A 25,250-nucleotide genomic window follows, 5' to 3' on the forward strand; every position below is an offset into this window, starting at 1 on the left:
CGAAACTTGAACGCCCGCTTCACCACCCTCCCCGCCATGACCGAAGACACTAGCCCCAGGGTCCGACAAATTCAGATCGGCTACCCCGGACCCGAAGGACCGGGTTTGCGCCGAAAGACTCACGGATCAAATCCGACTGGGGGGATGACGATGAACGACTTGAGGGCGGATACCGCGAGCATTGCCGAGTTCGCGGCCATAGCCGCGACCATGTCCGTGGAGATGCAGGCCGCGGGTCTCGGGGCCGCCGCCGCGGGACCGCTGCTGCTCGGTCCGGTCTTCGGGGTGATCGGCGGCGATTTCGTCGCCGCCTTCGCGACAGCGCACGCCGCGCACCTGGCCTCCATCGAGAAGCTGTCCGGCGTGCTCGGCGGAATCAGCGCGACCGCGCTCGCGAATGCCGCCGCGTACGAGGGCACCGAGGCGGCCACCACGGCCGCGCTCGCCGCGGACGCGGTCGGGCTGGAGGCCTGACCGTGATCCCCATCGACCTCCTCACCCGCCCGATCCTCGATCTGCTCGGCGCGTTCGGCAGCGGAGTCCTTCCCGCAGGCGGACCCGCCGACGCCCTGCGCGCGTCCTCGGTCGCCATCGACGCGGTGCACGACACCGGGCGCACCGGCATCAGCGCGATCTACGGCGACTGGCAGGGCAAGGGCGGCACCGGTGCGATCGTGAAGACCGAGGAGGCGCAGCGGGCGACGGTCGCGGTCTCCGATCGCGGCAACGACATGGCTGCCGTCGTCGCCGAGGCCTCCGAGATCGTCCGGGCCGGAATGCTGCAGTTGCAGGAGATCCTGCAGTCGTTCATCTCCCTCGCGGTCGCGGCCGGACCCGCCCTCGTCACCCCGCCCGGTCAGGCGATGATCGTCGCGGCGGCGCTCGACCACCTCGGCCGGGCCACCGCGGTCGTCGCGAAGGTGCCGGCCGAACTCGCCGAGCAGACCGGGAAGATGGTCACCCTCACACCGGCCGAAGACATCCCGTCCGCGCCCGCCGCCACCGCACCCGCGAGCACGACCGCGGCGAGCACGGCGCCCGCCTCCGCGGCCCCCGTCGCACCCACGGGCTCCGACGTGGTCAGCCGTGCGGCGTCCGGGTTCGTGAGTTCCTCGGGTTCGTCGCCGATGTCGGGCCTGACGAGCATCTCCGCGCCGGCCGCGCATTCGTCGGGCGGACGCTGGATGCGATCGTCGGCCGGGCCACCGAACAGGTGAACCTACTCGAGGAGGCCCTCGCCGGGCTGCAGTCGATCACGGCGCGGGCGTCGAGCGAGTCCGATCAGGTGACGGCCGAGGTCGACGGGAACGGCACGTTGACCGGTCTGTGGATGGACGACTCCATCTCGAGCCTCGATGCCCGCACCCTCGCGGCGATGATCACGAGCACCACCCAGGAGGCGGCCCGGCTCGCCACCGAACAGCGCACCCGGGTCATGACGGCGCTGCAGGACGGGTTCGGGAGGGTGTGACAGGGCGACGACCGGCTCCGGAAACTGCCCGCACACAGCCCGGGTATAACTTTGGCCGCGGGGTCGATAGGCTTCGCGCCATGGCTGGAGACATCGTCCCGATCGAACTCGGTCTCACCGACGGCGACCTCGTGACACTGTGGGCACCACGGTGGCGTGAAGGCGACGACGAGTGGGAAGCATTCCTTGGTCACGAGGAAGACCTCTACGGGTTCGAATCAGTGGCAGAACTCGCCGCCTTCATCCGCACCAATACCGACAACGACCTCGTCGAGCACCCCGCGTGGGGCGTGGTGTCCGGGCTCTCCGCCGCCGAACTCGAGCCCGACGAGAACTTCTGCTTCGATCTGATCGGTGTCCCCGAACTGGCGGCGAGCGACCCCGACGCCGCCGTCGTGAGCGAACTCGAAGACACGCTCAACATGGTGCGCAACATCGGTGAGGTCTGCGAACTGGACGCGGTCACCAAGTTCTTCAGCGCGAATCCCATTCTCGGTGCGCTCCCGGCAGGCGCCAGCGCGTTCGAGGGACGCGAGGGCGAGGAACTGTGGGCGCAGATCGGGACTGCGATCGCGAAGGGCTGGGATGACGTCCTCGACGCCGTCGACAACATCGTCGCCACCCCCGAGGTGGACGCCGAGGCTGTAGCCGTGGCCGAGGCCGAACTGGTGGCCGCCGACGAGAACACCGTCGACGTGGACGACGTCGCCGAGGAGGCCGAGGAAGACGAGGAGTTCGTCGCACTCGACCTGAACACCGAAGACGACGAGGAGGAAGACGACTCGTTCTGGGGTGCGGTGGGTGTCGACCCCGTCAAGATCATCACGTCCGGGGAGACGTACTTCACGCTCCGGTGCTACCTCGACGACGACGCGATCTTCCTCGGGCGTGACGGGGCGATCTTCGTATTCACGTCCGAGCGGGCACTGGCCCGGTACCTCGCCGACAACCACGAGCACGCCCTCGCGCAGGTCAGCACGTACGAGGAGATCCAGGTGGCGGCCGTCGACGGGTCGCTCGAGGTCAAGGTCACCGACGAGAACGTGTACGTCCTGCCCGGCCTCGCCGACGACCTGGCCGCGGGCCCGGAGTCCGTCGACGCGGATCAGCTGGACCTCGCGGTCGAATTGTTCACCGATGCAGCCGATTTCGCCGACGACGATTCGGTGGAAACCGCGCTCGTGTCGTCCGACCCGCTGGGCTGGTACGTCTCGTTCGTCCTCAACCCGGACCCGACGCGGATGGCGCCGAGCGCGCCCTTCGACGCGGAGGCCGAGGCGTGGCGGAAGCTCGAGCGGGAGTTCGAGGCCCGCCTGCGGAAGGTCTGAGCGCCCGCCGGCGGGACGCTCAGCCCACCAGCACGGCGAATCCCGGCTTGATCACCTCGTCGATCAGCTGCAGCCGCTGATCGAACGGGATGAACGCCGACTTCATCGCGTTGATGGTGTAGCGCTCGAGATCCGTCCAGCCGTAGCCGAACGTCTCGACCAGGCGGAGCATCTCCTGACTCATGCTGGTGTCGCTCATCAGCCGGTTGTCGGTGTTGACCGTGACGCGGAACCGCAGCCGGGCGAGCAGGTCGAATGGATGGTTCTCGAGCGCGTCCACGGCCCCGGTCTGGACGTTGGAGCTGGGACACAGTTCGAGGGGAATTCTCTTGTCCCGCACATAGTTCGCGAGCTTGCCGAGCACCGGGACGCCGTCGGTGCCGATCGTGATGTCGTCGGTGATCCGGACCCCGTGGCCGAGGCGGTCCGTGCCGCAGAACGCGATGGCCTCGTGGATGGACGGCAGACCGAACGCCTCACCCGCGTGAATGGTGAAGTGCGCATTGCTGCCCCGCATGTACTCGAAGGCGTCGAGGTGGCGGCTCGGCGGATTGCCGGCCTCGGCGCCTGCGATGTCGAATCCGACGACGCCGCGGTCCCGGAACCGGATCGCCAGTTCCGCGATCTCCCGGGACCGTGCCGCGTGCCGCATCGCGGTGAGCAGGACGCCGATCCGGATGTTCTGGCCGCGCACCTCCGCGGCGGACTCCCCCGCCTCGAATCCGAGCAGGACCTGTTCCACCACCTCGTCGAGGGTCAGCCCCTCTTCGAGGTGCTGCTCCGGGGCGAACCGGACCTCGGCGTAGACCACGCCGTCGGTGGCGAGGTCCTCGGCGCATTCACGGGCGACGCGTTCGAGCCCGACGGGGGTCTGCATGACGGCGACGGTGTGGGCGAACGTCTCGAGGTACCGCTCGAGGGAGCCGCTGTCCGCGGCCTCCCGGAACCACTTCGCGAGCGCGGGCGCGGTGTCGGCGGGCAGCGCGTCGTAGCCGCAGTCGCGGGCGAGTTCGAGAACCGTCTCGGGCCGGAGACCTCCGTCGAGATGGTCGTGCAGCAACACCTTCGGCGCTCGGCGCAGGGCCGACAGATCCAGTGCGGTCATGGGACGACGTTAGCGTGAGGGATCCTCTATTCGCTCGATGACGAGCGGTGTGATCACCGGCGGCGCGTCGGCCACGACGGTCCAGGCTTCGGAAAGTGCGGCTTTCGCCGCGGCGAACCGTTCGGGCGTGTCGGTGTGCAGCGTGACGAGCGGGGTGCCGACCGACACCGTCTCCCCCGGCTTCGCGTGCAGTTCGATGCCGGCCCCGGCCTGCACCGGCTCGCCCTGTCGTGCGCGGCCCGCGCCGAGCCGCCACGCGGCGAGCCCGACTGCCATGGCGTCGAGACCGCACACCACACCGTCGGACTCGGAGAGCAGCACCTCGGTGTGCCGGGCCGTCGGCAGCGGGGCGTAGGGGTCGCCGCCCTGGGCGGCGATCATTCTCCGCCAGCGGTCCATGGCGGAGCCGTCCCGCAGCTTGTCGGCCGGGTCGACGCCGTCGATTCCGGCTGCCTTCAACATTTCTCGGGCGAGCTCGAGAGTCAGTTCCACGACGTCGGACGGGCCGCCCCCGGCGAGCACCTCCAGCGATTCCCGCACCTCCAGCGCATTGCCCGCGGTGTGGCCGAGTGGTGCTTCCATCGCCGTGAGCAACGCCATCGTCCGCACCCCGGCGTCGTTCCCGAGGTCGACCATGGTCTGGGCGAGCTCGCGTGCGTCGTCGAGCTTCTTCATGAACGCGCCCGAACCGACCTTCACGTCGAGGACCAGCGCGCCGGTGCCCTCGGCGATCTTCTTGCTCATGATCGAGCTGGCGATCAGGGGAATCGACTCGACCGTCCCGGTGACGTCCCGCAGTGCGTACAACCGCCGGTCCGCCGGCGCCAGGTCCGAGCTTGCCGCGCACACTACGGCGCCGACCTCGGGGTCGGACAGGATCTCGGCCATCTCCGACGTGTCGAGGTCGGCGCGCCAGCCCGGGATCGACTCGAGCTTGTCGAGGGTTCCGCCGGTGTGGCCCAGCCCCCGCCCCGACAGCTGCGGCACCGCGGCGCCGCACGCGGCGACCAGTGGTGCGAGCGGGAGCGTGATCTTGTCGCCCACACCACCCGTCGAGTGCTTGTCCACGGTGGGGCGGCCGAGGTGCGTGAAGTCGAGGCGGTGACCGGACGAGATCATCGCCGTGGTCCAGCGACTCACCTCCTCGCGCGTCATCCCGCGGAAGAAGATCGCCATCGCCAGGGCCGACATCTGTTCGTCGGCCACGACACCTCGGGTGAATGCCTCCACCACCCAGTCGATCTCTGCACCGGACAGTTCTCGGCCGTCGCGTTTGGCGGCGATGATCGACGACGCGTCATGCATGGCTGATTCTCCCCTTCTCCTCCGGACCGAAAGCGTCCGGCAGCAGCTGTTCCAATGGGCGCACGCCGGCCCGGTGGTCGACGAGCAGTCCGGGGCCGCCGTGCTCGAAGAGAATCTGCCGGCAGCGTCCGCACGGCATGAGTATGTCGCCACTCGCGTCACAGCAGGTGAAGGCGATTAATCGCCCGCCGCCGCCCGCAAACAAGTTACCGACCAGTACGCACTCGGCGCAGAGCCCCAGGCCGTATGAGACATTTTCCACATTGCATCCGACGACGATTCGTCCATCGTCCACCAGCGCCGCCGATCCCACCGCGAACCCGGAGTAGGGCGCGTAGGCCCTCTCCATCACCTCATGCGCGTTGGCGCGCAACAGTTTCCAATCGATCTCGACCATGGTTACCCATCCAATCACGTGGGCTGAATGGATGCAGAGAATCGCTCGGGACGGCCCGATCCGTATTGGAGAGGCAAACCTAAGTTCATTTGCGGGGGCGGTACGAACCCCGACTCGAATTAGTTCCCGCGTTTCCGTTGGGTTTAGAGTTCAGAGAAGTCGGTTCAGGATCACGTCGGGTCCCCAGTTGTGGTATGTCCGCAACGCTGCGCAGACTCGACACGTCCACCAATGACGTTGGAGGCACAGCACTCGATGAGTACTACGACTGAAGCCGCTCCGGCCAAGGAGCGCACACGGTCGCTTTACCGGGGCGACCCCGGAATGTGGTCCTGGGTTTTGCACCGGATCACAGGCGTAATGACGTTCTTCTTCCTATTCGTGCACGTGCTGGACACCGCGCTCGTGCGGGTGAATCCCGACACGTACGACAGTGTCATCGAGACCTACAAGAACCCGATCGTCGGGCTCATGGAGCTCGCTCTCGTCGCCGCGGTGCTGTACCACGCACTGAACGGTGTCCGGGTGATGCTGGTGGACTTCTGGTCCAAGGGACCGCAGTACCAGCGCCTGATGCTCTGGGTAATCCTCGCGATCTGGTTCCTGGTGATGATCCCGGGCGCAGGCCGCATCTTCTACAACATGTTTGCGGGGCACTGACATGACGACAGAAGCCAAGAGTCTCGGCAAGACCTACGACCGTCCCGCCAGCCTGGACAACCCGCGCTCTCCGCGCCGGACCTCGAAGAACAACTTCGAGCTGTACGCCTGGCTGTTCATGCGGTTCTCCGGTCTCGCACTGATCTTCCTCGTGCTCGGCCACCTCTTCATCATGCTGATGCTCGACGACGGTGTGCACCGCATCAACTTCGCGTTCGTCGCGGGCCGTTGGTCCAGCCCGTTCTGGCAGTTCTGGGACCTCACCATGCTGTGGCTTGCCCAGTTGCACGGCGGAAACGGACTCCGCACGGTCATCGCGGACTACTCCCGCAAGGACTCCACGCGCTTCTGGCTGACCACGATCCTCGTTCTCTCGATGATCCTGATCATGGGCCTCGGCACGTACGTCATCTTCACCTTCGACCCCAATATCTCGGCGAGCTAGGGGAGCACAGACTTCATGCAGGAACACCGTTATGACGTGGTCATCGTCGGTGCCGGCGGCGCCGGCATGCGCGCAGCGATCGAGGCCGGTCCCCGCGCCCGCACCGCCGTACTGACCAAGCTCTACCCCACCCGCAGCCATACCGGCGCGGCCCAGGGCGGCATGTGCGCCGCGCTGGCGAACGTGGAGGAAGACAACTGGGAGTGGCACACCTTCGACACGGTCAAGGGCGGCGACTACCTCGCCGACCAGGACGCCGTCGAGATCATGGCCAAGGAGGCCATCGACGCGGTGCTCGACCTCGAGAAGATGGGTCTGCCGTTCAACCGCACGCCCGAGGGCAAGATCGACCAGCGTCGTTTCGGTGGTCACACCCGCGATCACGGCAAGGCCCCCGTGCGCCGCGCATGTTATGCCGCGGACCGCACCGGTCACATGATCCTGCAGACGCTCTACCAGAACTGCGTCAAGCACGACGTCGAGTTCTTCAACGAGTTCTACGCCCTCGACATCGCGATCACCGAGACGGAGAACGGCCCGGTCGCCACCGGCGTCATCGCCTACGAGCTGGCCACCGGCGAGATCCACGTCTTCCACGCGAAGTCCATCGTGTTCGCCACCGGCGGCTCGGGACGCATGTACAAGACGACGTCCAACGCGCACACCCTCACCGGTGACGGCATGGGCATCATCTTCCGCAAGGGCCTCCCGCTGGAGGACATGGAGTTCCACCAGTTCCATCCGACAGGCCTGGCCGGGCTCGGCATCCTCATCTCCGAGGCCGTGCGCGGTGAGGGCGGCATCCTCCGCAATGCCGATGGCGAGCGGTTCATGGAGCGCTACGCCCCCACCATCAAGGACCTCGCACCCCGTGACATCGTCGCGCGGTCGATGGTTCTCGAGGTCCTCGAGGGACGCGGCGCGGGACCGAACAAGGATTACGTCTACATCGACGTGACCCACATCCCCGAGGAAGTCCTCGACGAGAAGCTCCCCGACATCATGGAGTTCTCCCGCACCTACCTCGGTGTGGATCCGGTCAAGGAACCCGTGCCGGTGTACCCCACCTGCCACTACGTCATGGGCGGCATCCCCACCCGGATCAACGGTGAGGTCCTCCGCAACAACGACGAGATCGTCCAGGGCCTGTACGCCGCCGGCGAGTGCGCCTGCGTCTCCGTCCACGGCGCGAACCGTCTCGGCACCAACTCGCTGCTCGACATCAACGTCTTCGGACGCCGCGCCGGCATCGCCGCCGCCGAGCACGCCAACAACAGCGAGTTCGTCGCCCTGCCGGAGGCGCCCGAGAAGATGGTCGACGAGTGGATGGCCACCATCCTGTCGGACCACGGTCACGAGCGTGTCGCGGACATCCGCACCGAGCTGCAGCAGTCGATGGACAACAACGCCTCGGTGTTCCGCACGGAAGAGCGCCTCACCCAGGCACTCAAGGACGTGCGTGCACTGAAGGAGCGCTACAACCACATCACGGTGCAGGACAAGGGCAAGCGCTACAACAGCGACCTGCTCGAGGCCGTCGAGCTCGGCTTCCTCCTCGAAATGGCGGAGGTCACCGTCGTCGGCGCGCTGAACCGCAAGGAATCGCGCGGCGGCCACGCCCGCGAGGACTTCCCGGACCGCAACGACGCCGAGTACATGAAGCACACGATGGCATACAAGGAGGGCGACGGCCTGCTCTCCGACATCCGTCTCGACTACAAGCCGGTAGTCCAGACCCGTTACGAGCCGATGGAGCGTAAGTACTGATGAGCGCACCTGCAGTCGACAAGAGCGAGAACAAGTCGGATCTCCCTCCCGTTCCCGAGGGCGCCGTCATGGTCACCCTCAAGATCGCGCGGATGAACCCGGAGTCCGGCGAGGGTCAGCACTGGGACAGCTTCCAGGTTCCGGCGCTGCCGACGGACCGCATGCTGAACCTGCTCCTGTACGTGAAGGGCTACCTCGACGGCACGCTGACGTTCCGCCGCAGCTGCGCCCACGGCGTGTGCGGTTCGGACGCGATGCGGATCAACGGCGTCAACCGTCTGGCCTGCAAGCTCCTCATGAAGGACATGCTGCCCAAGGACGGCAAGCCGGTGACGATCACCGTCGAGCCCATCAAGGGCCTGCCGGTGGAGAAGGACCTCGTCGTCGACATGGAGCCGTTCTTCGACGCGTTCCGCGCCGTGAAGCCGTTCCTCATCACCTCCGGCAACGAGCCCACCCGTGAGCGCATCCAGTCGCAGCACGACCGGGCCCGTTTCGACGACACCACCAAGTGCATCCTGTGTGCCTGCTGCACCACGTCGTGCCCGGTGTACTGGAGCGACGGCAGCTACTTCGGTCCCGCCGCCATCGTCAACGCGCACCGCTTCATCTTCGACAGCCGTGACGAGGGTGCGTCGGAGCGTCTCGACATCCTCAACGACAAGGACGGCGTCTGGCGTTGCCGGACCACGTTCAACTGCACCGACGCGTGCCCCCGCGGCATCCAGGTGACGAAGGCGATCCAGGAAGTCAAGCGCGCGCTGCTCTTCGCACGCTGACCCCCGGTCTTCCGAGCACGTTCCAGGGCGCCCCCGGCCACTTCGGCCGGGGGCGCCCTGCGTCGTGTCCAAGCTCACTGTCCGAGCCGTCCCCCGGTGATATCCCCGCGCTAGTGTCGAGAACGGATGCTCCCGACGAACAGCGAGGTTCACACATGACGCAGTCGCCCACTCCCGCAGTGGTCACGGTCACCGGAGCGGCAGGAAGTATCGGCTACGCGGCGCTGTTCCGGATCGCCGCGGGCGCGATGCTCGGCCCCGACACCCCGATTCGACTGCGGCTCTTGGAAATTCCGTCCGCCGTGTCCGCGGCCGAAGGCACCGCGATGGAGCTCGACGACAGCGCCTTTCCTCTCCTTCGCGACGTCGAGGTGCACGACGACCCGAAGCGGGGTTTCGACGGCACCGACGTGGCCCTGCTCATCGGATCACGTCCCCGATCCAAGGGGATGGAACGCGGCGACCTGCTGGCCGCGAACGGGCAGATCTTCACCGTGCAGGGTCGCGCGATCAATCAGTTTGCCGCGGAAGGTGTCCGGGTGCTGGTCGTGGGCAACCCGGCCAACACCAACGCGCTCGTCGCCGCGAACAACGCCCCCGACGTACCCGCGGAGCGGTTCACGGCGCTGACCCGGCTCGACCACAACCGCGCGATCGCCCAGCTCGCACGGCATTCCGGCGCCGCGGTGAAGGACATCAGCCGCGTCACGATCTGGGGCAACCACTCCGGCACCCAGTACCCCGACATCTTCCACGCGCGGGTCGGGGACCGGTCCGGCGCCGAGTTCGCCGCGGACCGCGAATGGCTCACCGGCGACTTCATTCCCACCGTCGCGAACCGGGGCAGTGCGATCATCGAGGCCCGCGGCGCATCGTCCGCGGCCTCCGCCGCCAACGCCGCGATCGACCACGTGCACGACTGGGTGCTCGGCACCCCGGACGACGACTGGACGTCCGTGGCGCTGCCCTCCACCGGCGCCTACGGGGTGCCGGAGGGACTGGTCAGCTCGTTCCCGGTCCGATCGGTCGACGGGGCCTGGCAGGTCGTGGAGGGGCTGGAGATCGACGACTTCTCGCGGAAACGGATCGACGCGTCGGTGGCCGAACTCGAATCCGAACGCGACGCCGTTCGGGGCATGGGTTTCCTCTGATCCGGCGTCACTCTTCCGGAACGGTCGCAACGACGTCACGAAAACGTGTCGACACGTGTCCGTTTTCGGAAGTCGACCGGTCGTCGCATACGCTGCCTCTTCGATGATGTGGCGTCGAGTGTGTACCGCGGTCGTGTCCGGAACCCTGCTGGCCGGACTCTCGGTGAGCGCTGCCGGGGCGATCCCGCCCCCGGTCCCCTCCTCCCCCACCTCGCCGCCGTTCACCACCCCGAACACCGACGACTGCCCGCACCGGTCGGCCCCGGCCCCCGCGATCGACCTGTCCGAGGTGCCGCAGCCCGGTGATCCGGCACCGACCGCCGTGTCCGTGCCCGACCAGCCGGTGGGCGGGCCGAAACTCGCCGAGTGCGGGGTGACGCTCCCAGACGGCGCCCCCGCGCTGCCCGCCGACATCGTGGCGTCCGGCTGGGTGCTGGCCGACATCGACAGCGGCGACGTGCTCGCGGCGAAGGACCCGCACGGCCGGTACCGCCCGGCCAGCACCATCAAGATGCTGCTCGCGCTCGTGGCGCTGGACGAACTGGATCTCGACAAGACCGTGACCGCCACCGCCGAGGACGCCGCGGTGGAGGGCAGCGCGGTCGGGATCGGCAAGAACGGTCAGTACACGAACCGGCAGTTGATGCAGGGCCTCGTCATGGCGTCGGGAAATGACGCCGCCCACCTCCTCGCCCGGCAACTCGGCGGCGACGCCGCGACGGTCGAGAAGATGAACCGTCTCGCCGACACCCTCGGCGCTCACGACACGAGGACCGCGACCCCGTCCGGACTCGACGGTCCCGGCATGAGCAGTTCGTCGTACGACCTCGCGCTGATCTTCCACAACGCGATGAAGAACCCGACGTTCGCGGAGCTGATCTCCACGGAAACCGTTCAGTTCCCGGGCTTCCCGAAGGATCCCGCGATCCCGGAAGACCAGGACCGGCCGCCGTTCGCGCTCGCCAACGACAATCAACTGCTCTACAACTACCCGGGCGCGCTGGGCGGCAAGACCGGATTCACCGACGATGCGCGCCACACGTACGTCGGCGGCGCCGACCACGACGGCCGCCGCCTGATGGTGACGCTGATGGGAGCCGAGGCGCAGCCGATCCGCCCGTGGGAACAGGCAGCGCGACTGCTGGACTACGGTTTCGCCCTCGACCGCGACACAAGGGTGGGTTCGCTGGAGGACCTGTACCCGGCCGAGGACGGCTCGTCCGCGGTGCTCGCCGCACCGCCGCAACAGGATTCGGCCGCTGCCACGAGTTCCGTCGTCGCCTCCGGTTCCGACCATCCCGACAACACGCTGGCCCTGCGGGCAGGGGTGGGGATCGTCGGGGCGGCCGTCGTCCTCGTGCTGGTGCTCTGCGCACGCCGGCTGTCCCGCAGGCGCTGACGCTCCCCGATCAGCGCTTGTTGCGGGTGAACAGTCCGGACAACCCGAGCGCGGCGAGGGCCCCCACACCGACCAGGGCGAGTCCCCCACGCACACCCGGACCCTCGTGGACCTCGATCCGCGGGGTGATGACGGCCGGATCCGGCGGCGGCACGAACGCGAGCGCCATGCTGGCCCTGGTGGTCGCCGCCCACGCCGTCGAGAAGAGCAGCATCCGGCAGGTCAGGTAGATGAACACGAGCAGACCGATGATCGGGCCGAACGCCACTCCTGCCGGACCCGCGGTGACCGCAGTGAGATAGATGGCACCGACCTGCTTGAAGATCTCGAACACCACGGCCGCGAGCAGGGCCGCCTTGATCGCACTGCGGAACGTCACGGGCTCCCGGGGCAATCGGGCGATCACCCAGGCGAACACCGCCCACGTCGCGACCAGCGAGAGCACGGTCGACAGTGCGCGCAGTCCGGCGTCGACGCCGGTCACCTCGTCGAGGTTGAGCACCTCGACGACCGTGCGGGCCACCGGACCGCTGCTCAGCGCGGACGATCCGATCGAGACGATCATCGCCAGGCCCAGCCCGAGCAGAGCGCCCGCGTCGCCGAGCTTGGTGCGCACGAATCCCTTCGAGTCGCGCTGGCTCTCCCACATCGCCGTGAGCGCGTCGCGCAGGTTCGCCATCCACCCCAGTCCGGCGTAGGCGGCACCGAGCAGACCGAGGACACCCACGCTGGCGCGGGATGCGATCGCCGAATCGATGATGGTGTTGAGCGTGTCACCGAGGCTTCCGGGCACGTTCTTCGTGATGCCGTCCTGCAGTTCCTGCAGCAACTCCGGCTGCCCGGCGAGCACGAAACCGGCGATGGCGAACGCGACCATCAGGATCGGAATCAGTGCGAGCACACTGAAATACGTGATACCCGCCGCGTAGTAGTCACCCTTCTGATTCTGGTACCGCTGGGCGGCCCGCATCAGATGGTCGAACCAGGGGCGCGCTGCCCGCTGCTTGTCGAGAAAACTCGGTTCGTCAGCCACAGTGCTATCCCTTCGGTGTCAGGAACCCTACCTTCTCGTACACGGCCGCCAACGTCTGCGACGACACTTCACGGGCCCGGTGGGCACCGGCCGCGATGACACGATCGAGTTCCGCTTCGTCCGAGAGGTACCCCTCCACTTTCGCTTTCAACGGTGTCACGAATTCGGCGAGAACGTCGGCCGTATCGGTTTTCAGGTCGCCGTAGCCCTTGCCCTCGTATCCGGCGACCAACGTCTCCACGGGGGTGCCGGACAACGCCGACTGGATGGTGAGCAGGTTGCTCACACCGGGCTTGGCCTGCGGGTCGTACCGGATCTCCCGCTCGTTGTCGGTGACGGCGGACTTGATCTTCTTCGCCGACACCTTGGGGTCGTCGAGCAGGTTGATCAGGCCGGCCGGGCTCGGACCGGACTTGCTCATCTTCGACGTCGGATCCTGCAGGTCGAAGATCTTGGCGGTGCCCTTGATGATCTGGGCCTCGGGAATGACGAACGCCTTCCCGAACCGGGTGTTGAACCGCTGAGCGAGGTCGCGGGCCAGTTCGAGGTGCTGACGCTGGTCCTCGCCGACGGGGACCCGCTGCGGGCGGTACAGCAGGATGTCGGCGGCCATCAGCACCGGATACGTGAACAGTCCGACGCTCGCGTTCTCACTGCCCTGCTTCGACGACTTGTCCTTGAACTGCGTCATACGACTGGCCTCACCGAAACCGGTGATGCAGTTGAGAACCCACGCCAGCTGCGCGTGCTCGGGGACCTGGCTCTGGACGAACAGCGTGGCGCGGTCGGGGTCGATGCCCAGCGCCAGCAACTGTGCCGCCGCGATCTTCGTGCGGCGGCGCAGCTCCTTCGGGTCCTGCGCCACCGTGATCGCGTGCAGGTCGGGGATGAAGTAGAACGCGTCGAAGTCGTCCTGCAGAGGCACCCACTGCTGCAGAGCACCCAGGAAATTGCCGAGGTGGAACGAGTCGGCGGTGGGCTGGATGCCGGAGAGCACCCGCGGTTTCGCGGTGGGTTTCTGAGCTGCAGGGGTCGACATGAGTATTGATCTTTTCACGTGTGCCGTGACGACACGAATCAGATACCGCCCGTCACCGGTACTGGACGGTGACCGGCGCGTGATCGGACCACCGCTGGTCGTAGGTTTCGGCACGCTCGACGACGGCCTGCTTGGCGCGCTCCGCCAGTTCGCGGGTGGCGATCTGGTAGTCGATGCGCCAGCCGGAGTCGTTGTCGAACGCCTTCCCGCGGTACGACCACCACGAGTACGGTCCGGCGACGTCCGGTTCGAGCAGGCGCACGACGTCGGACCAGTGCGCGTCCTCGGCGAACAGCGCGGACATCCACTCCCGCTCGTGAGGCAGGAACCCGGAGTTCTTCTTGTTCGTCTTCCAGTTCTTCAGGTCGAGTTCGGTGTGGGCGATGTTCCAGTCGCCGCAGACGACGACGTGCCTGCCTGCCGCGGCGGCGGCCTCGGCGGTGGCGGTGAGGTGCCGGGCGAAGGAGTCCATGAACCGCTCCTTCTCCTCCTGCCGGGGTGTCTGGGCCTCCCCCGAAGGCAGGTACAGACTCGCCACCGTGAGGTCGTCGAAGTCCGCCTCGATGTAGCGGCCCGCGGCCGCGAACTCCTCGTCACCGTGGCCGACGCGGACGGCGTCGGCCGGCTTCCGGGACAGGATCGCGACGCCGTTGCGCCCCTTCGACGACGGTTCCGCGGACGCCAGGTTCCATCCGCCCTCCAGGGCGGGCGCGAGGGTCTCCGCGAGCTGCTCGTCCGACGCCCGCGTCTCCTGCAGACACACGACGTCGGCCTCCGTGCGCTCCATCCACTCGGTGAGCCCCTTGCGGGCGGCCGCGCGGACTCCGTTGACATTGACGGTGGTGATGATGTGTGGCACGGCAAGCACCGTAGCGGACGCGTACGACAGCGCGGCTACCGAGACGAACGGGCGCTGCGGCGTTCCATCGCGACGGCCACGGTGAGGACCACGAGGCCCGCGACGGCGAGCAGCGCACCCACCGCGGCGGGTGCCGTGTAGCCGTAGCCGGCGGCGATGACGACGCCACCGATCCACGCCCCGAACGCGTTCGCGATGTTGAGTGCCGCGTGGTTGAGCGACGCGGCGAGGGTCTGGGCGTCGGCGGCGACGTCCATCAGCCGGGTCTGCAGGCCGGGAACCATCGACGCGCCCGCGGCGCCGACGAAGAACACCAGCAGCAGCGCCGTGTACGGGTTGTGCGAGGCGATCACGAAGATGCCGAGCACCACCCCGAGCGCCGTCATCGCGGCGAACAGACCGGGAATCAGCGCCCTGTCGGCGAGCACGCCGCCGATCAGATTGCCCGCGACCATGCCCAGCCCGTAGATCATCAGGGCCAGCGGCACCAGCGACCGCGACAGCCCGGCGACGTCGGTGAGCGTCGTGCTGATGTACGTGTACATCATCCAAAAGCACACCATCAGGGAGCCCTAATGATCCGCTCTATCGTCACCGCCTTCGCCGCGTCCGCACTTCTCGTCCTGGGCGTCGGCGTCGCGACCGCTGACACTCCCGACGAGGTCGCTGCACAGTGCGCCCGGGCCACGATCCCCACCGCACTTTGTGGCAACGGGTCCGGCGCATCGACCGACAGCGGCATCGGAAAGGCTTTGAAGGTTGATCCCGGCAGGTACTTCTCCGGCAACGGCCCCGCCAAGCAGATCGGCTCTTACGACGGCGACCCCATAGTCGACGATAACGGCGAACCGGTCCTCGACGAGAACGGCGAACCCACGTTCGAGCAGATCCCGATCATGGCCGCCGGTGATCCGATCTTCACGCCGAAGCCCTCGGACCCTGACGCAGTAGATCTGTCCGGCTACCAGTACAAGTAGCCGCTGACTTCGAAACGGCCCCAGCTATCCCCCGACAGCTGGGGCCGTTTCTCGCACTACCCTCCCCGCACGCAAAAGACCCGCCGCGAGCTGTCACTCGCGACGGGCCGAAGTCCGACTGATACGGAGTCGAACGTTGTCCGATCATACCCCGAGCAGGGCATCCGGTGTACGCCGTGGCCCGCGCAAGCAAGACCACTTCACGATCCTCGACAACGCCGCCCTCAACGACGAGCGATTGAGCTTTCGGGCCCGCGGTGTCCTCGCCTACATCCTCTCCAAGCCCGCCGACTGGCGCACCACCTCCGCATCCCTGGCACGCGTGGCCAAGGAAGGTCGCGACGCGATCCGGGCCGCAATCAACGAGCTGAAGGACGCCGGGTACATCGTCTACGAGAAGATCCGCGACGCAGCCACCGGACGAATCTCGACCATCTGCACCGTCTACGAGGTGCCCGTCGAAGGCGCGAACGACCCCGACGTGGTTCGCATTGCCGCACCGGGGCCTGGAAAACCAGCGCCCGGCGAACCGAACCTCGGCAATCCCGGCCGTAACCAAAGGACTGGCTCTTCACAAAGGACTGAGACAAACCACCACCAGACCTCCACGCCGGAACCTGCGGACAACACCGCCCCGGCCGAGGTGTCGGTGGTTGGTGGAATCTCCGACGACAGGCTCCGCCCCCTCGCAGCCGCATGCCAGGCCAAGGGCCTCCCGGCCGTGTGGGGCACGCTGTCCCGCGCGAAGGCGGACGCGATCGTCGACCTGGTCGACGCCCACGGCATCGACGCCCTGGTCGCGCACGCCGTCACGATGCACAACCCGGCCAACGTCACCCGCCACGCCGGTGGCCTCCTCCTCACCTGGCAGTCCATTCCCGCACCACAGCCCAAGGCCCACGCGGCGCCAGCGTGCGACAGCTGCGACAACGGCTGGCTGCTCGACGACGACCGCTCCCCCACCGTCCCCTGCCCCACCTGCCGACCGAACCACTTCAGCCGACGCACCCCGAAGGCGGCGTGATGACGCACCTGCAGAACGCACTCGACTACCTCAACCAGTTCCCGCCCCACTCCCCCGAGCGCGCGGCCGCCGAAGGCCTGATCGACCGGCTCATCGAGGCCGGCACGTTCATCTACGCCGACCAGCACGAGTACGAGCGCTACATCGCACCCCGGAAGGACACCCAGCGATGACGAACCAAGACCTCGAAGCCGCGATCACCTACCGCGACCAGTTCAAGTACGGAACGCCCGAACGAGAGGCGCTCACCGGACTGATCGACCTCCTCATCGACAACTACACGTTCTCCTACGCCAACGCCTGGAGAGACATGCGCGACCACGAGGACGCCGCCAACCGCATGGCATCAAATGCCGCCCACTCCCCCGCCGACGACAAGGACGCCCACCATGCCTGAGTTGACCCCCGAGTATCGCGCCTTCCTCCGACAGAACGCCGACCGATACGGCGACCCCGTCGTCGTGCAGCTCCTCGACGCGCTCGAAGCCGCCGAGCAGGAAGCGGAGAAGGAGCGGCGGCTGTCGCAGCAGTACTACGACTACGCCCAGCGCATGCGTGACGCCATGAGCGTCGACAGCCTCGACGACGACGAGTACGTGGTTGCGCTGACGGTGCTGAACCACGGGGTGCTGAACGGCCCGAGTTACGGCGGATTCCACACGCTCCACGAGTCCACCCGCAGCCGCGGCATCGAATCAATCCGCGCCGTCCTCGCCAAGCTCGCGAGCGATGGACGACTCGTCACCGACACCACGAACGGAGCCCAGGCATGAAGCGCAACCTCGACGCGAACGTCGCATACGTGATCGCATTCCTCGCGTTCGCACTCAGCTACTCGAAGCTGGTCGACCTCGCAGTGCGCGCCGGGTATGGCGAACTGATGTCGTACGCGTGGCCGCTCATCGTCGACGGCCTCGCAGTGATGGCGGCGCGCGGTGTGATGCGGCTTGCGAAGTCGCGGTGGTACGCGTGGAGCCTCCTTGTGGCCGGCACCGCGGTGTCGATCTTCGCGGCGGTGCTCAATGCGATGGTTCCGGCCGGTCCGCTGCCACCGTTCGCAGCCGCGCTGGTGACGATTGTGCCGCCGTTGTGCTTGCCTTTCGCGTCGCACCTCGCACGCAAACTGCAGGGTGCGCAGGACGGTGCCGAGGAGGTGCGCACCGACTCCGACCAGGCAACTTCGCACGAAGACCTCGCACCGGTGAGCGACGACGAGACACCGCCGCCCGTCGCAGCGGACCCCGAGGACGACGAGTGCGAAGCACCGCTGACCCTCGTCGCGAGCGACGGCGCACCGCCACGGCCGCGCGTTGCGAAGTACACCGATGCGCAGATCGCACAGGCCCTCGCCGACGTCGCAGCGGGCGTGTCGCAGCGCGAAGCGGGACGGCGCATCGGAGCGTCCGGGAACGCGGTACGCGCCTGGGTCGCGAAGGCCGCGAAGGCCGCGTGATCAACGCGCAGCCTCAGCTGGACCACCGGTCGGGTTGAGGCTGCGCACCCGCGCACGGCGGGCACCGCACCGTCGCGCCGCAGCGACGGCAGTGGAACGTCCTGTGCCCGCCATGCTCAGCCGTGTCGCAGCCGCACACCTCCCAGCCGACGAGGCAGGTGTGCGCTGCGAGCCGGTGCCCATTCGGGCAGCGATCGGGCGCAGGTTCGATCGATCTCACACCGAAACCTTCGCACATCTGTTCGAGATTTGTTAGCGTGGCAGAGCCCCGGTGCGGAGGGAAGCCAAACCGGGGCCCCAATGCCTGTAACGGACCGAGCGGTCTGCACGACTACCTAATGGACCCCCGCCGACCTAACCACCCGACTTTGGTCGACGGCGACCGCTGAACGCATAAAATGCCCCCTCCCTCACGAAGAGGATGGGGGCATTTTCGATTGCGGCACAGCCTATTCAGCGAACTACTTTACTTCTCCGAAGTGTTGACTTGATGATTGTTCGTCGTGTAAAGTTGGGGTCACAACAAAAGAGAGGAGGTGAGTGGATGACCGAAAGCCGACTCGGCCTGATCATCGCGATCGCAACACTGATCGTGAACCTCTGGATGGCAATCCAGAATCGGAAGCCGAGAAAGCGAGGCAAACACCGGAAGCCCAAGGGCTGACCTGAGACGGACCGGGGCGTAGGAAGCACCCCGGTCCCCCTCAAGCGTCCACCATGGAAGACAGCAGAGCAAGGAGGATCGATGCTCAAGAGGAACTACGACGTCGTCGGATCGATCAGCACGGCGGCAGTCCTGCTCATCGTGTCCGCACCGTGGCCCCTGTGGGTCGTGTGGGGTGGGATCGTCGCCTACCAGGTGCAGAACCGGCTGCGGTACCGGTATGCGTAAGCCGAAGCAGTACCTGTCCCGCGCCCAGGTCGCCGATCGCATCGGCGTCCAGGAAGGCGCCCTGAGTCGGTACAAGATGCCGCCGCCGGACGCCGTGATCGGCCCGCTCAACGATGACGGATCAGTGCCCCGCGGCACGTTCCGCGGGTGGCTGGCCGAGACGATCGACGAATGGAACGCCAACCGGCCGGGCCGCGGTGCGCGCACGGACCTGAAGGCGCTTCGCACATGAGGTTCACGATTGGCGACCGCGTCGTGTTCACCGCGCCCGACCGAGCGGTGGTGAACGAATCCGGCACGGTGACGCGCACCTACGCCGTGAGCCGCCCGATCATCGAAGTCGACCTCGACAATGGTCAGCACTGGCTGTGCCAACCGCAGGACCTTCGGCGGTCCTGAGACGACGAAACGCCCCCACCCGAGGAAGGGGATGGGGGCGATTCGTTGCACGCGCAGGTCATACTTGCGCGATCTCGACACGAGGTGTCAGCCCGGCCGTTCGCTAACGAGATCGAGCTCTCGTGCGATGATCTCGAGACCGAGCGTTATTTTTAGCAATCAGCCCCGACGGATGCGCCAACATCCTCGGAGCCTGGCCGACAGAGGTAGTTGCCGACTCTATGAACAGTACGCAGCATGTTCCGGATTGCCAGCCCGTCACTCGGAGCGCCGCATGACGAGCTTCGGTTTTCGTCTTTTCGCCCTCGATATCAAGAGAAACGGCCGCGGAGATCCTCAGAACCTCAAGCTCAAGACCGAAGACGGTGTGGTGCACTTCCGCGACTACCTCGAAGCGACAGTCACGAAGCGGAAGGGGCTAGCAGTTCATGGGACTCCTCCCAAAGCCTCCGAGGAAGCCGACGATGATGACAACGATTCCGCGACAGATGTCTCGGACGAGGCCACCGATGGCGATGAGGAGACGGCGGACGACGACGAGCGAAAAGCAAGACGCCCCGTTCTCTGCGTGATTGATGTCAGTACCCGGGGGGATCATCTGATTGTGGATTTCCTGTACGGCAAGCGGTCGACCTACACACACGCGGGCTTCTCCGAGGACGAGGTCGCGTCACCAGTTGACATCTCCAAGATGAAGTCCGTCCGACCGTACCGTGCTGCGTTCATCTTTCCAGACACGGGTACTCGCGGCATTCTTGCGGTCGAAGACGCAAACCGTACATGCCCGCACAAGGCGCTGGAACGATGGCTCAAGTATTGGGCCCGCTACGATGCCAAAGAGGCTGAAATCTCGCGGAGCGGGATTGAGGGCAAGCGCAAGAAGCTCGATTGGTGGTCAGCAAAAGCAATTCCCGTCAACGATCCAAAGCGGCTTGAATCGATCCTGAAGAACGGTACGAGCACGCAGCTGGTCCTTACAAAGACCGGAGCTTCCAACAGCCGAACGCCGGGGTCGAAGGCACTCAAGATCCAGATGGGCTTGCATGAAGCTGGTGCTATCGCAACTGTCCGCGACGCTATAACTCGCTGGTTCCCGGGTGGCGCGAAGCCTAGTTCGACACAAGCCGAAGCGAGCGAAGACCTGGCCGCGATCCTCGCCGATAAGTACGCGAACCTTGACGGCGAAGAATATGATGACGCATGGGTCGACGTGAGGGACGAGCGCGGGAATGTGAAGCACATCAGCCCATCTCGGTGGGCGGACATCTTCACATATCCAGTGTCCAGGGCTGAGTTCAGACCGATACCCCGGGAGTTCTTCGGATCGGTCCGCGCAGCAATTGAGCGCATCCAGAAGTCTCTAGAGCTCGACATCGAGTGGAGCGGATGGTAGGTCGCTGATGAGCAGGTTCAATCTCCTCCCCTTGCTGCGTGGGCAGTTGAAGGGTCTCACCCTTGCTGCACGAGCTGGGACACCCGCAGACATTGCAGCACGGGCGATTCTCTACGGCATCCCGACGCTGCTAACTTTGCTGGCTCTTCTGTTGGACTGGAAGCTCGCATCTCCCGTCCCCATCCTGACTGCCGTCTCTTTACTGGCCGGCGGAACGCTGAGTGCATTCAGCTCAATATCGACGCTCAGACTGAAGCTCACCGACTGGAGCGAAGAAGGAGACGGCCGTGAGGTCGATCGGGAGAGCCTCGATGAAAGCGTGGCGCACCTCTTCATGATTGCGCTCGCCTGCGCCTTTGATGCGGCGATTCTCGTCGTGGGGCTGAACTTCGCCCTGGGCGACAAGGGCACTCCAGATGAGGGGGCCCTGACGGGGATAACTGCGGGATTGGCTATGGGTGTCACGGCTTACATCTTTCTCACCTTCGTAATGGTTCTCCCTCGCCTCTACTGGGCCTACACAAAGATGAATCGGGTGTCACGGAAAATGAGCGGGTTTGACGCCACGTAGCTAGACCAGTTGGACGTGCACGCTGCCCGCGGCGTGCACTGGCCCACGATCCTAAGTCCCCCGAACCACACGAAAAGCCCCCACTCTCGCGATGAGAGTGGGGGCGATTCGTTGCACGCGCAGGTTCTATTTTCGCGATCTCGGCTGAGTTGGTCATGTTATGGGCCGATGCAACACTGGCCGGCGCTCACGGCTTCGGGGATACAACGAACGTCAGGGTTCCCCACCGCTGGTTCTCCGCCGAGGTGGCCACGACGGTCCCCTGCGACCCCACCGCTCCGGCCAGCGCGACGGCGATACCCATCACAGTCTGCGTCGAGTCTCCCGCGGTGTTGGCCTGGTAGTCAGCAACCTCCGTCTGCCCACCCGGCCAGGTGTAGTTCGCCGGGTCGCCCGCATCGACGTACGTACATGCGACACGAACGACGATGGCCTTCCCTGCGACAGCGAGTGACGTCGTCGTCACCGCCGGGCAGGTGTGCGACGTGCTGGCGATGGTGAGGCCGCCGTTGTCGGAGACGTTGATCGGCGACGTCGGGTGAGCGTTGCGGAACAGCATCGCCCCATACACGGTCGAATCGTTCTGGCCGACGGTGATCGACAACGTCGACGACTCGGTGCCGTCACAGATCCGCCAGATGGCATGAACCCGGTTTCGGGTGCCGCTGTCGGTGGCGAAGCGGGTCCACCCTGAGGGCGTCGTGAGGGTGCCGTTGTAGACGGACACGATGAGGACCATCAGGTCACCGACCTGCCGGTTCGGCGGCAGCGTCGCGGCGCTGGTGGATCCGCCGGCGGTGTTTGCCGACATCACGGTCTCGGCGAGCGTCAGGCCGTTTGACCACGCCTCCACCGCGGCGGGGCCTGTGCCGACCATCAGCTTCTGTGCCTCCACCGCAGCGGAGCCTGTGCCGACCATGATCTTCTTCACCGGCAACACGGAGCCACCGACTCCGATCATGTACGCCATCAGACGATGACCGCCTTGAATCCCCACGTGTTCTTCACTGCACTGGAGAGCGCGTCGTATTGCGCCTGCGTGCCAATCCAGTCGATCTGCCCGCCCTGCCCGGTGGCGCACATAACGCCGCCGAGGCCGCCCGCGGTCTTGTTCCCTGCCATCGCGTCAGTTGCACCGGTGCCGATGACCGGTTTCGCGTCCAACGCCGACTGCACCGCCGTTGAGATCGGCTTGTTGACGTCGGAGGTGTTGTCGACGTTGCCGAGCCCGACATTGGCCTTGCCGAGGACAACGACACCGGTCTGCCCGTTGACCGACGACACGAGATCGTCCGGCGCGACGAACGCCACCCAGGACGCGAAGTCCGTCGACGGCCCCTCACCGAGCATGTAGGTGCCCTTGTCGGAGGTGCCGGTGATGACCGCGACGTCGCCCTCTTCGGCGGTCAGGGCGAGCATCGCGGCCCGGCTGCCGACGCGGCGTGGCTTGATCAGCGACACCGCCGGGAGCTGCGAGGTAACGACCTTGCCGTCCTGCAGGTCCGCCTTCCCCGCGAGCGCATCCGAGAAGGGCCCGGTCGGCTGCAGTCGATCCTGCTGGAGCGACCCCGCCGCGATGTGAGTGTTCGTGACCGCGTTCTCGTCGATCTTGTCGCTCGTGACCGCGTCATCCTGGAGCTGGGTGGTGCCGACCGAATTGTCAGCAGGAGCGCCGACGTAGGAAGCCGCCTCGGCGGCGGAGTCCGCGGCGTCCTGGGCGTGCCCTGCCGCCGTCGCCTGCGCCTCACCAGCGGCCGCCGCCGATCCGGCGGCGGCCGCCGCGGCTCCGTTCGCGGCTGTCAGCGCCGGCACCGGAACCGTCTCAGTGGTCGAGTCGGTCGCCGCGAAGACCAAGGCGTCACCGGAGACGGTGACGCCGGTGTATCCGCGACCAGGATCGCCCGTAACACCCAGTACGGCGACACCGTCAACTTCGTCGGGCCACTCGGCGCCACCCCACACGTACGCGAGACCGCTCGCGAGCACCAAGTACAGGTCGCCCTTCACGATCCCCGACGTCGGCAGCGCGGCGTAGGTGGCCACGACACCGTCGAACCGCATCGACTTGCCGTCACGGCCGGGCACGGCGACGACGATGGCACCCGGAATGGTTGGCCCATCGACAACCTGAGCTGCAGTGGTGTGGAGAACCGACACCGCCGGGGCGACACCGAACGGCAGCTCAGTCATTACGGATCACCGTTCCCCGCGTGAGCATGTACGGCAGCTGGTCGCCGCCATCCGGGTGGCTGATGTAGAACCGCACCACGGTGTTCTTCGCAATCACCTCGGTCTGCGCGGCCGGGATCTTGAACCGGCCGACCGCACCGGTGAGGACGCCGTCCCAGCGCGTGTACGGCTTCGGCCCGAGCAGGAAGTACACCTGCGATCCCTCGGGCGGGACGAACGGCTCCTTCGTTTCCGGGTCGAGGATGTCGACCTGCTGAACGAACGGCTCGGCCGCATTGAGCACCATGTCCTTCTCGGCCGGCTCCTTGCCCCATGGCTGCAGCATCACTGATCCTTCCGTTACAGATCGATCTCGACAGGCCGCGGCGGCACCTCGTCACCGCGGTCCACGATGTGCCGCGACAACCTCGCGATGTACCCACGCAACGCCAGGACGAGCCGGTCGAGCTTGTTGATCGTGCGATCACGGGCATCGAGGCGGTCCTCGAGGTCCGCGACTCTGGCCTCGTACCGGGCAATGTCCCTCGCGTGCTGCTCCTCCGCCTCGGCGAGAGCGTCCCTGGCCTTCGTCAGGTCCTTCTCGAGTTCGGCCTTGTCGTCGAGCTTCGCCTTCGAGAACGCACCGATGATCGTGGCGATCGCACCGGCGACCGCCAGGATCAGCGCGGTGAGGACGCCGATGTTCTCGACGGTGAATACCGGCTCGGCGGCAATGACTGTCGCGGCATGAATCACCGATGCCCCCTTTCAGCACACCCGTAGGCGAGGCCAGCATTGACTACGGCGACGACCATCGCGATGGTGCCGGTGAGGACCGGCGTGGGCGGGACCGAGAACAGCGCTCCGAGAAGAACTGCGAGGCCGTAGAACGACCAGATGAACACACCGATCCCGTGGGCGACGACGAAGCCGCGGCTGCGGGCCGACGCGGTCAGCAGGAGCAGTCCGGAGAGGACGAAGCCGAGAACCCAGTACGGTCCGGCGTTCTCGACGTACACGACGAGACTGAGCTGATCCGGTGGCAACGGACGCCGGACAAGTTGCGACGGGCCCAGATACAGCAGCCCGACCGCGACCTGCCCGGCACCCAACGCGCCCGCAACCAGGCGGGTGCCCAGCATCACTCGCCGCGGAGTTCGGTGACGCTCCCGGTCGGGTTGATCACCGGCGGCACCGCGACGGGATCGATCGGGGCCAGGCTGGGCAGACCCTTCGCCGATCCACGGTTCTCGGTCAGCAGCGATGTCAGCACGGAGAGCAGGGCGGCGGTTCCGGCGATCGTCAGAGAGTTCGGCCAATCGATATCGACGATGCTGCCCGTGACCGGAATCGCGGCGGCCAGCGATCCGGCTCCGGTGCGGACGGCCCGATCGGCGAGGTCGACCAGGAAGTTGCCCGACGTCACGGCCGTTGCGGTCGACACCGCGAGGATCAGCGACACCAGCGCGGCCAGGGCAGCCGCCCCGAGAAGGCTCGTCCACGACACCGAGACGATGGTGACACCGGCGCCGAAGAACACCAGCACGTTCTGCAGGAACGATCGGCCGGCGCGATCGAGGGCATCGAGCCAGAATGCCTTGGAGTCGAGGGTGACGTATTCGGGTGCGGTCATG

33 protein-coding genes and 1 pseudogene are annotated in these 25,250 nt (G+C 66.6%); 21 read left to right on the forward strand and 13 right to left on the reverse strand.

The annotated features are described in order from the left end of the window. Nucleotides 1-150: 150 nt before the first annotated feature. The 4 genes from P3H15_RS32425 to P3H15_RS32440 all read left to right on the forward strand — a co-directional run bounded on the left by P3H15_RS32425 (nucleotide 151) and on the right by P3H15_RS32440 (nucleotide 2,799). Complete coding sequence (locus P3H15_RS32425) at nucleotides 151-474, forward strand: type VII secretion target (RefSeq protein WP_276140978.1); 324 nt, start codon at nucleotides 151-153, stop codon at nucleotides 472-474. Between the two features lie 2 nt (nucleotides 475-476). After that, nucleotides 477-1,217 (forward strand): hypothetical protein, encoded by a 741-nt coding sequence (locus P3H15_RS32430; protein WP_276140979.1) that lies wholly within the window; start codon nucleotides 477-479, stop codon nucleotides 1,215-1,217. Next, nucleotides 1,214-1,471 (forward strand): YbaB/EbfC family nucleoid-associated protein, encoded by a 258-nt coding sequence (locus P3H15_RS32435; protein WP_276140980.1) that lies wholly within the window; start codon nucleotides 1,214-1,216, stop codon nucleotides 1,469-1,471. Before P3H15_RS32430 ends, P3H15_RS32435 begins: the two co-directional genes overlap by 4 nt. A gap of 80 nt (nucleotides 1,472-1,551) precedes the next feature. After that, nucleotides 1,552-2,799 carry a primosomal protein gene (locus P3H15_RS32440; RefSeq protein WP_276140981.1) on the forward strand — a complete coding sequence of 416 codons (1,248 nt, stop codon included), beginning with the start codon at nucleotides 1,552-1,554 and terminating at the stop codon, nucleotides 2,797-2,799. A gap of 19 nt (nucleotides 2,800-2,818) precedes the next feature. Here the strand turns inward: P3H15_RS32440 and P3H15_RS32445 are convergent, their stop codons facing one another. The 3 genes from P3H15_RS32445 to P3H15_RS32455 are packed head-to-tail and all read right to left on the reverse strand — an operon-like array spanning nucleotide 2,819 to nucleotide 5,606. After that, nucleotides 2,819-3,904 carry an adenosine deaminase gene (locus P3H15_RS32445; RefSeq protein WP_276140982.1) on the reverse strand — a complete coding sequence of 362 codons (1,086 nt, stop codon included), beginning with the start codon at nucleotides 3,902-3,904 and terminating at the stop codon, nucleotides 2,819-2,821. A gap of 9 nt (nucleotides 3,905-3,913) precedes the next feature. After that, complete coding sequence (locus tag P3H15_RS32450; protein WP_276140983.1) at nucleotides 3,914-5,209, reverse strand: thymidine phosphorylase; 1,296 nt, start codon at nucleotides 5,207-5,209, stop codon at nucleotides 3,914-3,916. Further along, a complete protein-coding gene (locus P3H15_RS32455; RefSeq protein WP_087558387.1) occupies nucleotides 5,202-5,606 on the reverse strand; it encodes a cytidine deaminase in 405 nt (134 codons plus the stop codon). The genes P3H15_RS32450 and P3H15_RS32455 overlap by 8 nt, the downstream gene beginning before the upstream one ends. 255 nt (nucleotides 5,607-5,861) lie before the next feature. Here P3H15_RS32455 and sdhC point away from each other — a divergent pair, with 255 nt between their 5' ends. The 6 genes from sdhC (at nucleotide 5,862) to P3H15_RS32485 (ending at nucleotide 11,807) form a co-directional block, all read left to right on the forward strand. After that, nucleotides 5,862-6,266 carry a succinate dehydrogenase, cytochrome b556 subunit gene (gene sdhC / locus P3H15_RS32460; protein WP_005239889.1) on the forward strand — a complete coding sequence of 135 codons (405 nt, stop codon included), beginning with the start codon at nucleotides 5,862-5,864 and terminating at the stop codon, nucleotides 6,264-6,266. A gap of 1 nt (nucleotide 6,267) precedes the next feature. Then, the gene (locus tag P3H15_RS32465) at nucleotides 6,268-6,711 is read left to right on the forward strand and encodes a succinate dehydrogenase hydrophobic membrane anchor subunit (protein WP_005239887.1); all 444 of its coding nucleotides are present in this window, start codon (nucleotides 6,268-6,270) and stop codon (nucleotides 6,709-6,711) included. Nucleotides 6,712-6,726: 15 nt separating this feature from the next. After that, the gene (sdhA, locus tag P3H15_RS32470) at nucleotides 6,727-8,478 is read left to right on the forward strand and encodes a succinate dehydrogenase flavoprotein subunit (protein WP_276140984.1); all 1,752 of its coding nucleotides are present in this window, start codon (nucleotides 6,727-6,729) and stop codon (nucleotides 8,476-8,478) included. Then, nucleotides 8,478-9,257 (forward strand): succinate dehydrogenase iron-sulfur subunit, encoded by a 780-nt coding sequence (locus P3H15_RS32475; RefSeq protein ID WP_276140985.1) that lies wholly within the window; start codon nucleotides 8,478-8,480, stop codon nucleotides 9,255-9,257. Before sdhA ends, P3H15_RS32475 begins: the two co-directional genes overlap by 1 nt. A 155-nt stretch (nucleotides 9,258-9,412) precedes the next feature. Beyond that, nucleotides 9,413-10,408, forward strand: a complete 996-nt coding sequence (locus tag P3H15_RS32480) for a malate dehydrogenase (RefSeq protein ID WP_276140986.1) — start codon at nucleotides 9,413-9,415, stop codon at nucleotides 10,406-10,408. A gap of 118 nt (nucleotides 10,409-10,526) precedes the next feature. After that, a complete protein-coding gene (locus tag P3H15_RS32485) occupies nucleotides 10,527-11,807 on the forward strand; it encodes a D-alanyl-D-alanine carboxypeptidase family protein (RefSeq protein WP_276140987.1) in 1,281 nt (426 codons plus the stop codon). 10 nt (nucleotides 11,808-11,817) lie between these two features. Here P3H15_RS32485 and yhjD read toward each other — a convergent pair whose 3' ends face one another. The 4 genes and pseudogenes from yhjD to P3H15_RS32505 all read right to left on the reverse strand — a co-directional run. Further along, nucleotides 11,818-12,840, reverse strand: coding sequence for an inner membrane protein YhjD (gene yhjD / locus P3H15_RS32490; RefSeq protein WP_276140988.1), 1,023 nt, complete (start codon nucleotides 12,838-12,840; stop codon nucleotides 11,818-11,820). Between the two features lie 4 nt (nucleotides 12,841-12,844). Next, the gene (gene trpS, locus P3H15_RS32495) at nucleotides 12,845-13,879 is read right to left on the reverse strand and encodes a tryptophan--tRNA ligase (RefSeq protein ID WP_095860882.1); all 1,035 of its coding nucleotides are present in this window, start codon (nucleotides 13,877-13,879) and stop codon (nucleotides 12,845-12,847) included. Between the two features lie 52 nt (nucleotides 13,880-13,931). Next, a complete protein-coding gene (locus P3H15_RS32500; RefSeq protein WP_276140989.1) occupies nucleotides 13,932-14,738 on the reverse strand; it encodes an exodeoxyribonuclease III in 807 nt (268 codons plus the stop codon). 35 nt (nucleotides 14,739-14,773) lie between these two features. Continuing rightward, a pseudogene (locus P3H15_RS32505) lies at nucleotides 14,774-15,283 on the reverse strand (MFS transporter); the annotation flags it as partial. A 30-nt stretch (nucleotides 15,284-15,313) separates the two neighbouring features. On the opposite strand from P3H15_RS32505, the gene P3H15_RS32510 reads away from it, so the two are divergent. The 11 genes from P3H15_RS32510 to P3H15_RS32560 all read left to right on the forward strand — a co-directional run bounded on the left by P3H15_RS32510 (nucleotide 15,314) and on the right by P3H15_RS32560 (nucleotide 21,447). Then, on the forward strand, nucleotides 15,314-15,715 hold the full coding sequence (locus tag P3H15_RS32510; protein ID WP_276140990.1) for a hypothetical protein: 402 nt from the start codon (nucleotides 15,314-15,316) through the stop codon (nucleotides 15,713-15,715). Nucleotides 15,716-15,851: 136 nt separating this feature from the next. Next, nucleotides 15,852-16,739, forward strand: coding sequence for a replication protein (locus P3H15_RS32515; RefSeq protein WP_276140991.1), 888 nt, complete (start codon nucleotides 15,852-15,854; stop codon nucleotides 16,737-16,739). Next, a complete protein-coding gene (locus P3H15_RS32520; protein WP_276140992.1) occupies nucleotides 16,739-16,912 on the forward strand; it encodes a hypothetical protein in 174 nt (57 codons plus the stop codon). The genes P3H15_RS32515 and P3H15_RS32520 overlap by 1 nt, the downstream gene beginning before the upstream one ends. After that, nucleotides 16,909-17,136 carry a hypothetical protein gene (locus tag P3H15_RS32525; RefSeq protein ID WP_276140993.1) on the forward strand — a complete coding sequence of 76 codons (228 nt, stop codon included), beginning with the start codon at nucleotides 16,909-16,911 and terminating at the stop codon, nucleotides 17,134-17,136. The genes P3H15_RS32520 and P3H15_RS32525 overlap by 4 nt, the downstream gene beginning before the upstream one ends. Beyond that, nucleotides 17,129-17,512, forward strand: a complete 384-nt coding sequence (locus tag P3H15_RS32530; RefSeq protein ID WP_276140994.1) for a hypothetical protein — start codon at nucleotides 17,129-17,131, stop codon at nucleotides 17,510-17,512. The genes P3H15_RS32525 and P3H15_RS32530 overlap by 8 nt, the downstream gene beginning before the upstream one ends. Continuing rightward, nucleotides 17,509-18,192: a DUF2637 domain-containing protein gene (locus tag P3H15_RS32535; protein ID WP_276140995.1), complete on the forward strand. Its 684-nt coding sequence runs from the start codon at nucleotides 17,509-17,511 to the stop codon at nucleotides 18,190-18,192. The genes P3H15_RS32530 and P3H15_RS32535 overlap by 4 nt, the downstream gene beginning before the upstream one ends. Before the next feature lie 745 nt (nucleotides 18,193-18,937). After that, nucleotides 18,938-19,084, forward strand: coding sequence for a hypothetical protein (locus P3H15_RS32540; protein ID WP_276140996.1), 147 nt, complete (start codon nucleotides 18,938-18,940; stop codon nucleotides 19,082-19,084). Further along, nucleotides 19,077-19,316 (forward strand): hypothetical protein, encoded by a 240-nt coding sequence (locus P3H15_RS32545; protein ID WP_276140997.1) that lies wholly within the window; start codon nucleotides 19,077-19,079, stop codon nucleotides 19,314-19,316. Before P3H15_RS32540 ends, P3H15_RS32545 begins: the two co-directional genes overlap by 8 nt. Next, on the forward strand, nucleotides 19,313-19,483 hold the full coding sequence (locus P3H15_RS32550; RefSeq protein ID WP_276140998.1) for a hypothetical protein: 171 nt from the start codon (nucleotides 19,313-19,315) through the stop codon (nucleotides 19,481-19,483). The genes P3H15_RS32545 and P3H15_RS32550 overlap by 4 nt, the downstream gene beginning before the upstream one ends. A 274-nt stretch (nucleotides 19,484-19,757) precedes the next feature. After that, nucleotides 19,758-20,876 carry a hypothetical protein gene (locus tag P3H15_RS32555; RefSeq protein ID WP_276140999.1) on the forward strand — a complete coding sequence of 373 codons (1,119 nt, stop codon included), beginning with the start codon at nucleotides 19,758-19,760 and terminating at the stop codon, nucleotides 20,874-20,876. Between the two features lie 7 nt (nucleotides 20,877-20,883). Then, nucleotides 20,884-21,447: a hypothetical protein gene (locus tag P3H15_RS32560; protein ID WP_276141000.1), complete on the forward strand. Its 564-nt coding sequence runs from the start codon at nucleotides 20,884-20,886 to the stop codon at nucleotides 21,445-21,447. Nucleotides 21,448-21,634: 187 nt separating this feature from the next. Here P3H15_RS32560 and P3H15_RS32565 read toward each other — a convergent pair whose 3' ends face one another. From P3H15_RS32565 to P3H15_RS32590, 6 genes are read right to left on the reverse strand one after another with little or no spacing between them, the layout of a single operon-like run. Beyond that, nucleotides 21,635-22,417 (reverse strand): hypothetical protein, encoded by a 783-nt coding sequence (locus P3H15_RS32565; RefSeq protein ID WP_276141001.1) that lies wholly within the window; start codon nucleotides 22,415-22,417, stop codon nucleotides 21,635-21,637. Next, a complete protein-coding gene (locus P3H15_RS32570; RefSeq protein WP_276141002.1) occupies nucleotides 22,417-23,637 on the reverse strand; it encodes a hypothetical protein in 1,221 nt (406 codons plus the stop codon). The genes P3H15_RS32565 and P3H15_RS32570 overlap by 1 nt, the downstream gene beginning before the upstream one ends. Further along, nucleotides 23,630-23,962 (reverse strand): hypothetical protein, encoded by a 333-nt coding sequence (locus P3H15_RS32575; protein ID WP_276141003.1) that lies wholly within the window; start codon nucleotides 23,960-23,962, stop codon nucleotides 23,630-23,632. Before P3H15_RS32575 ends, P3H15_RS32570 begins: the two co-directional genes overlap by 8 nt. Nucleotides 23,963-23,976: 14 nt before the next feature. Beyond that, nucleotides 23,977-24,372 (reverse strand): hypothetical protein, encoded by a 396-nt coding sequence (locus tag P3H15_RS32580; RefSeq protein ID WP_276141004.1) that lies wholly within the window; start codon nucleotides 24,370-24,372, stop codon nucleotides 23,977-23,979. Further along, a complete protein-coding gene (locus tag P3H15_RS32585) occupies nucleotides 24,369-24,758 on the reverse strand; it encodes a hypothetical protein (RefSeq protein WP_276141005.1) in 390 nt (129 codons plus the stop codon). The genes P3H15_RS32580 and P3H15_RS32585 overlap by 4 nt, the downstream gene beginning before the upstream one ends. Then, nucleotides 24,758-25,249: a holin gene (locus tag P3H15_RS32590; RefSeq protein WP_276141006.1), complete on the reverse strand. Its 492-nt coding sequence runs from the start codon at nucleotides 25,247-25,249 to the stop codon at nucleotides 24,758-24,760. The genes P3H15_RS32585 and P3H15_RS32590 overlap by 1 nt, the downstream gene beginning before the upstream one ends. Between the last annotated feature and the right edge of the window lies 1 nt (nucleotide 25,250).

It is taken from the genome of Rhodococcus sp. T2V, assembly GCF_029269925.1.
Taxonomy (GTDB): Bacteria; Actinomycetota; Actinomycetes; order Mycobacteriales; family Mycobacteriaceae; genus Rhodococcus_F; species Rhodococcus_F koreensis.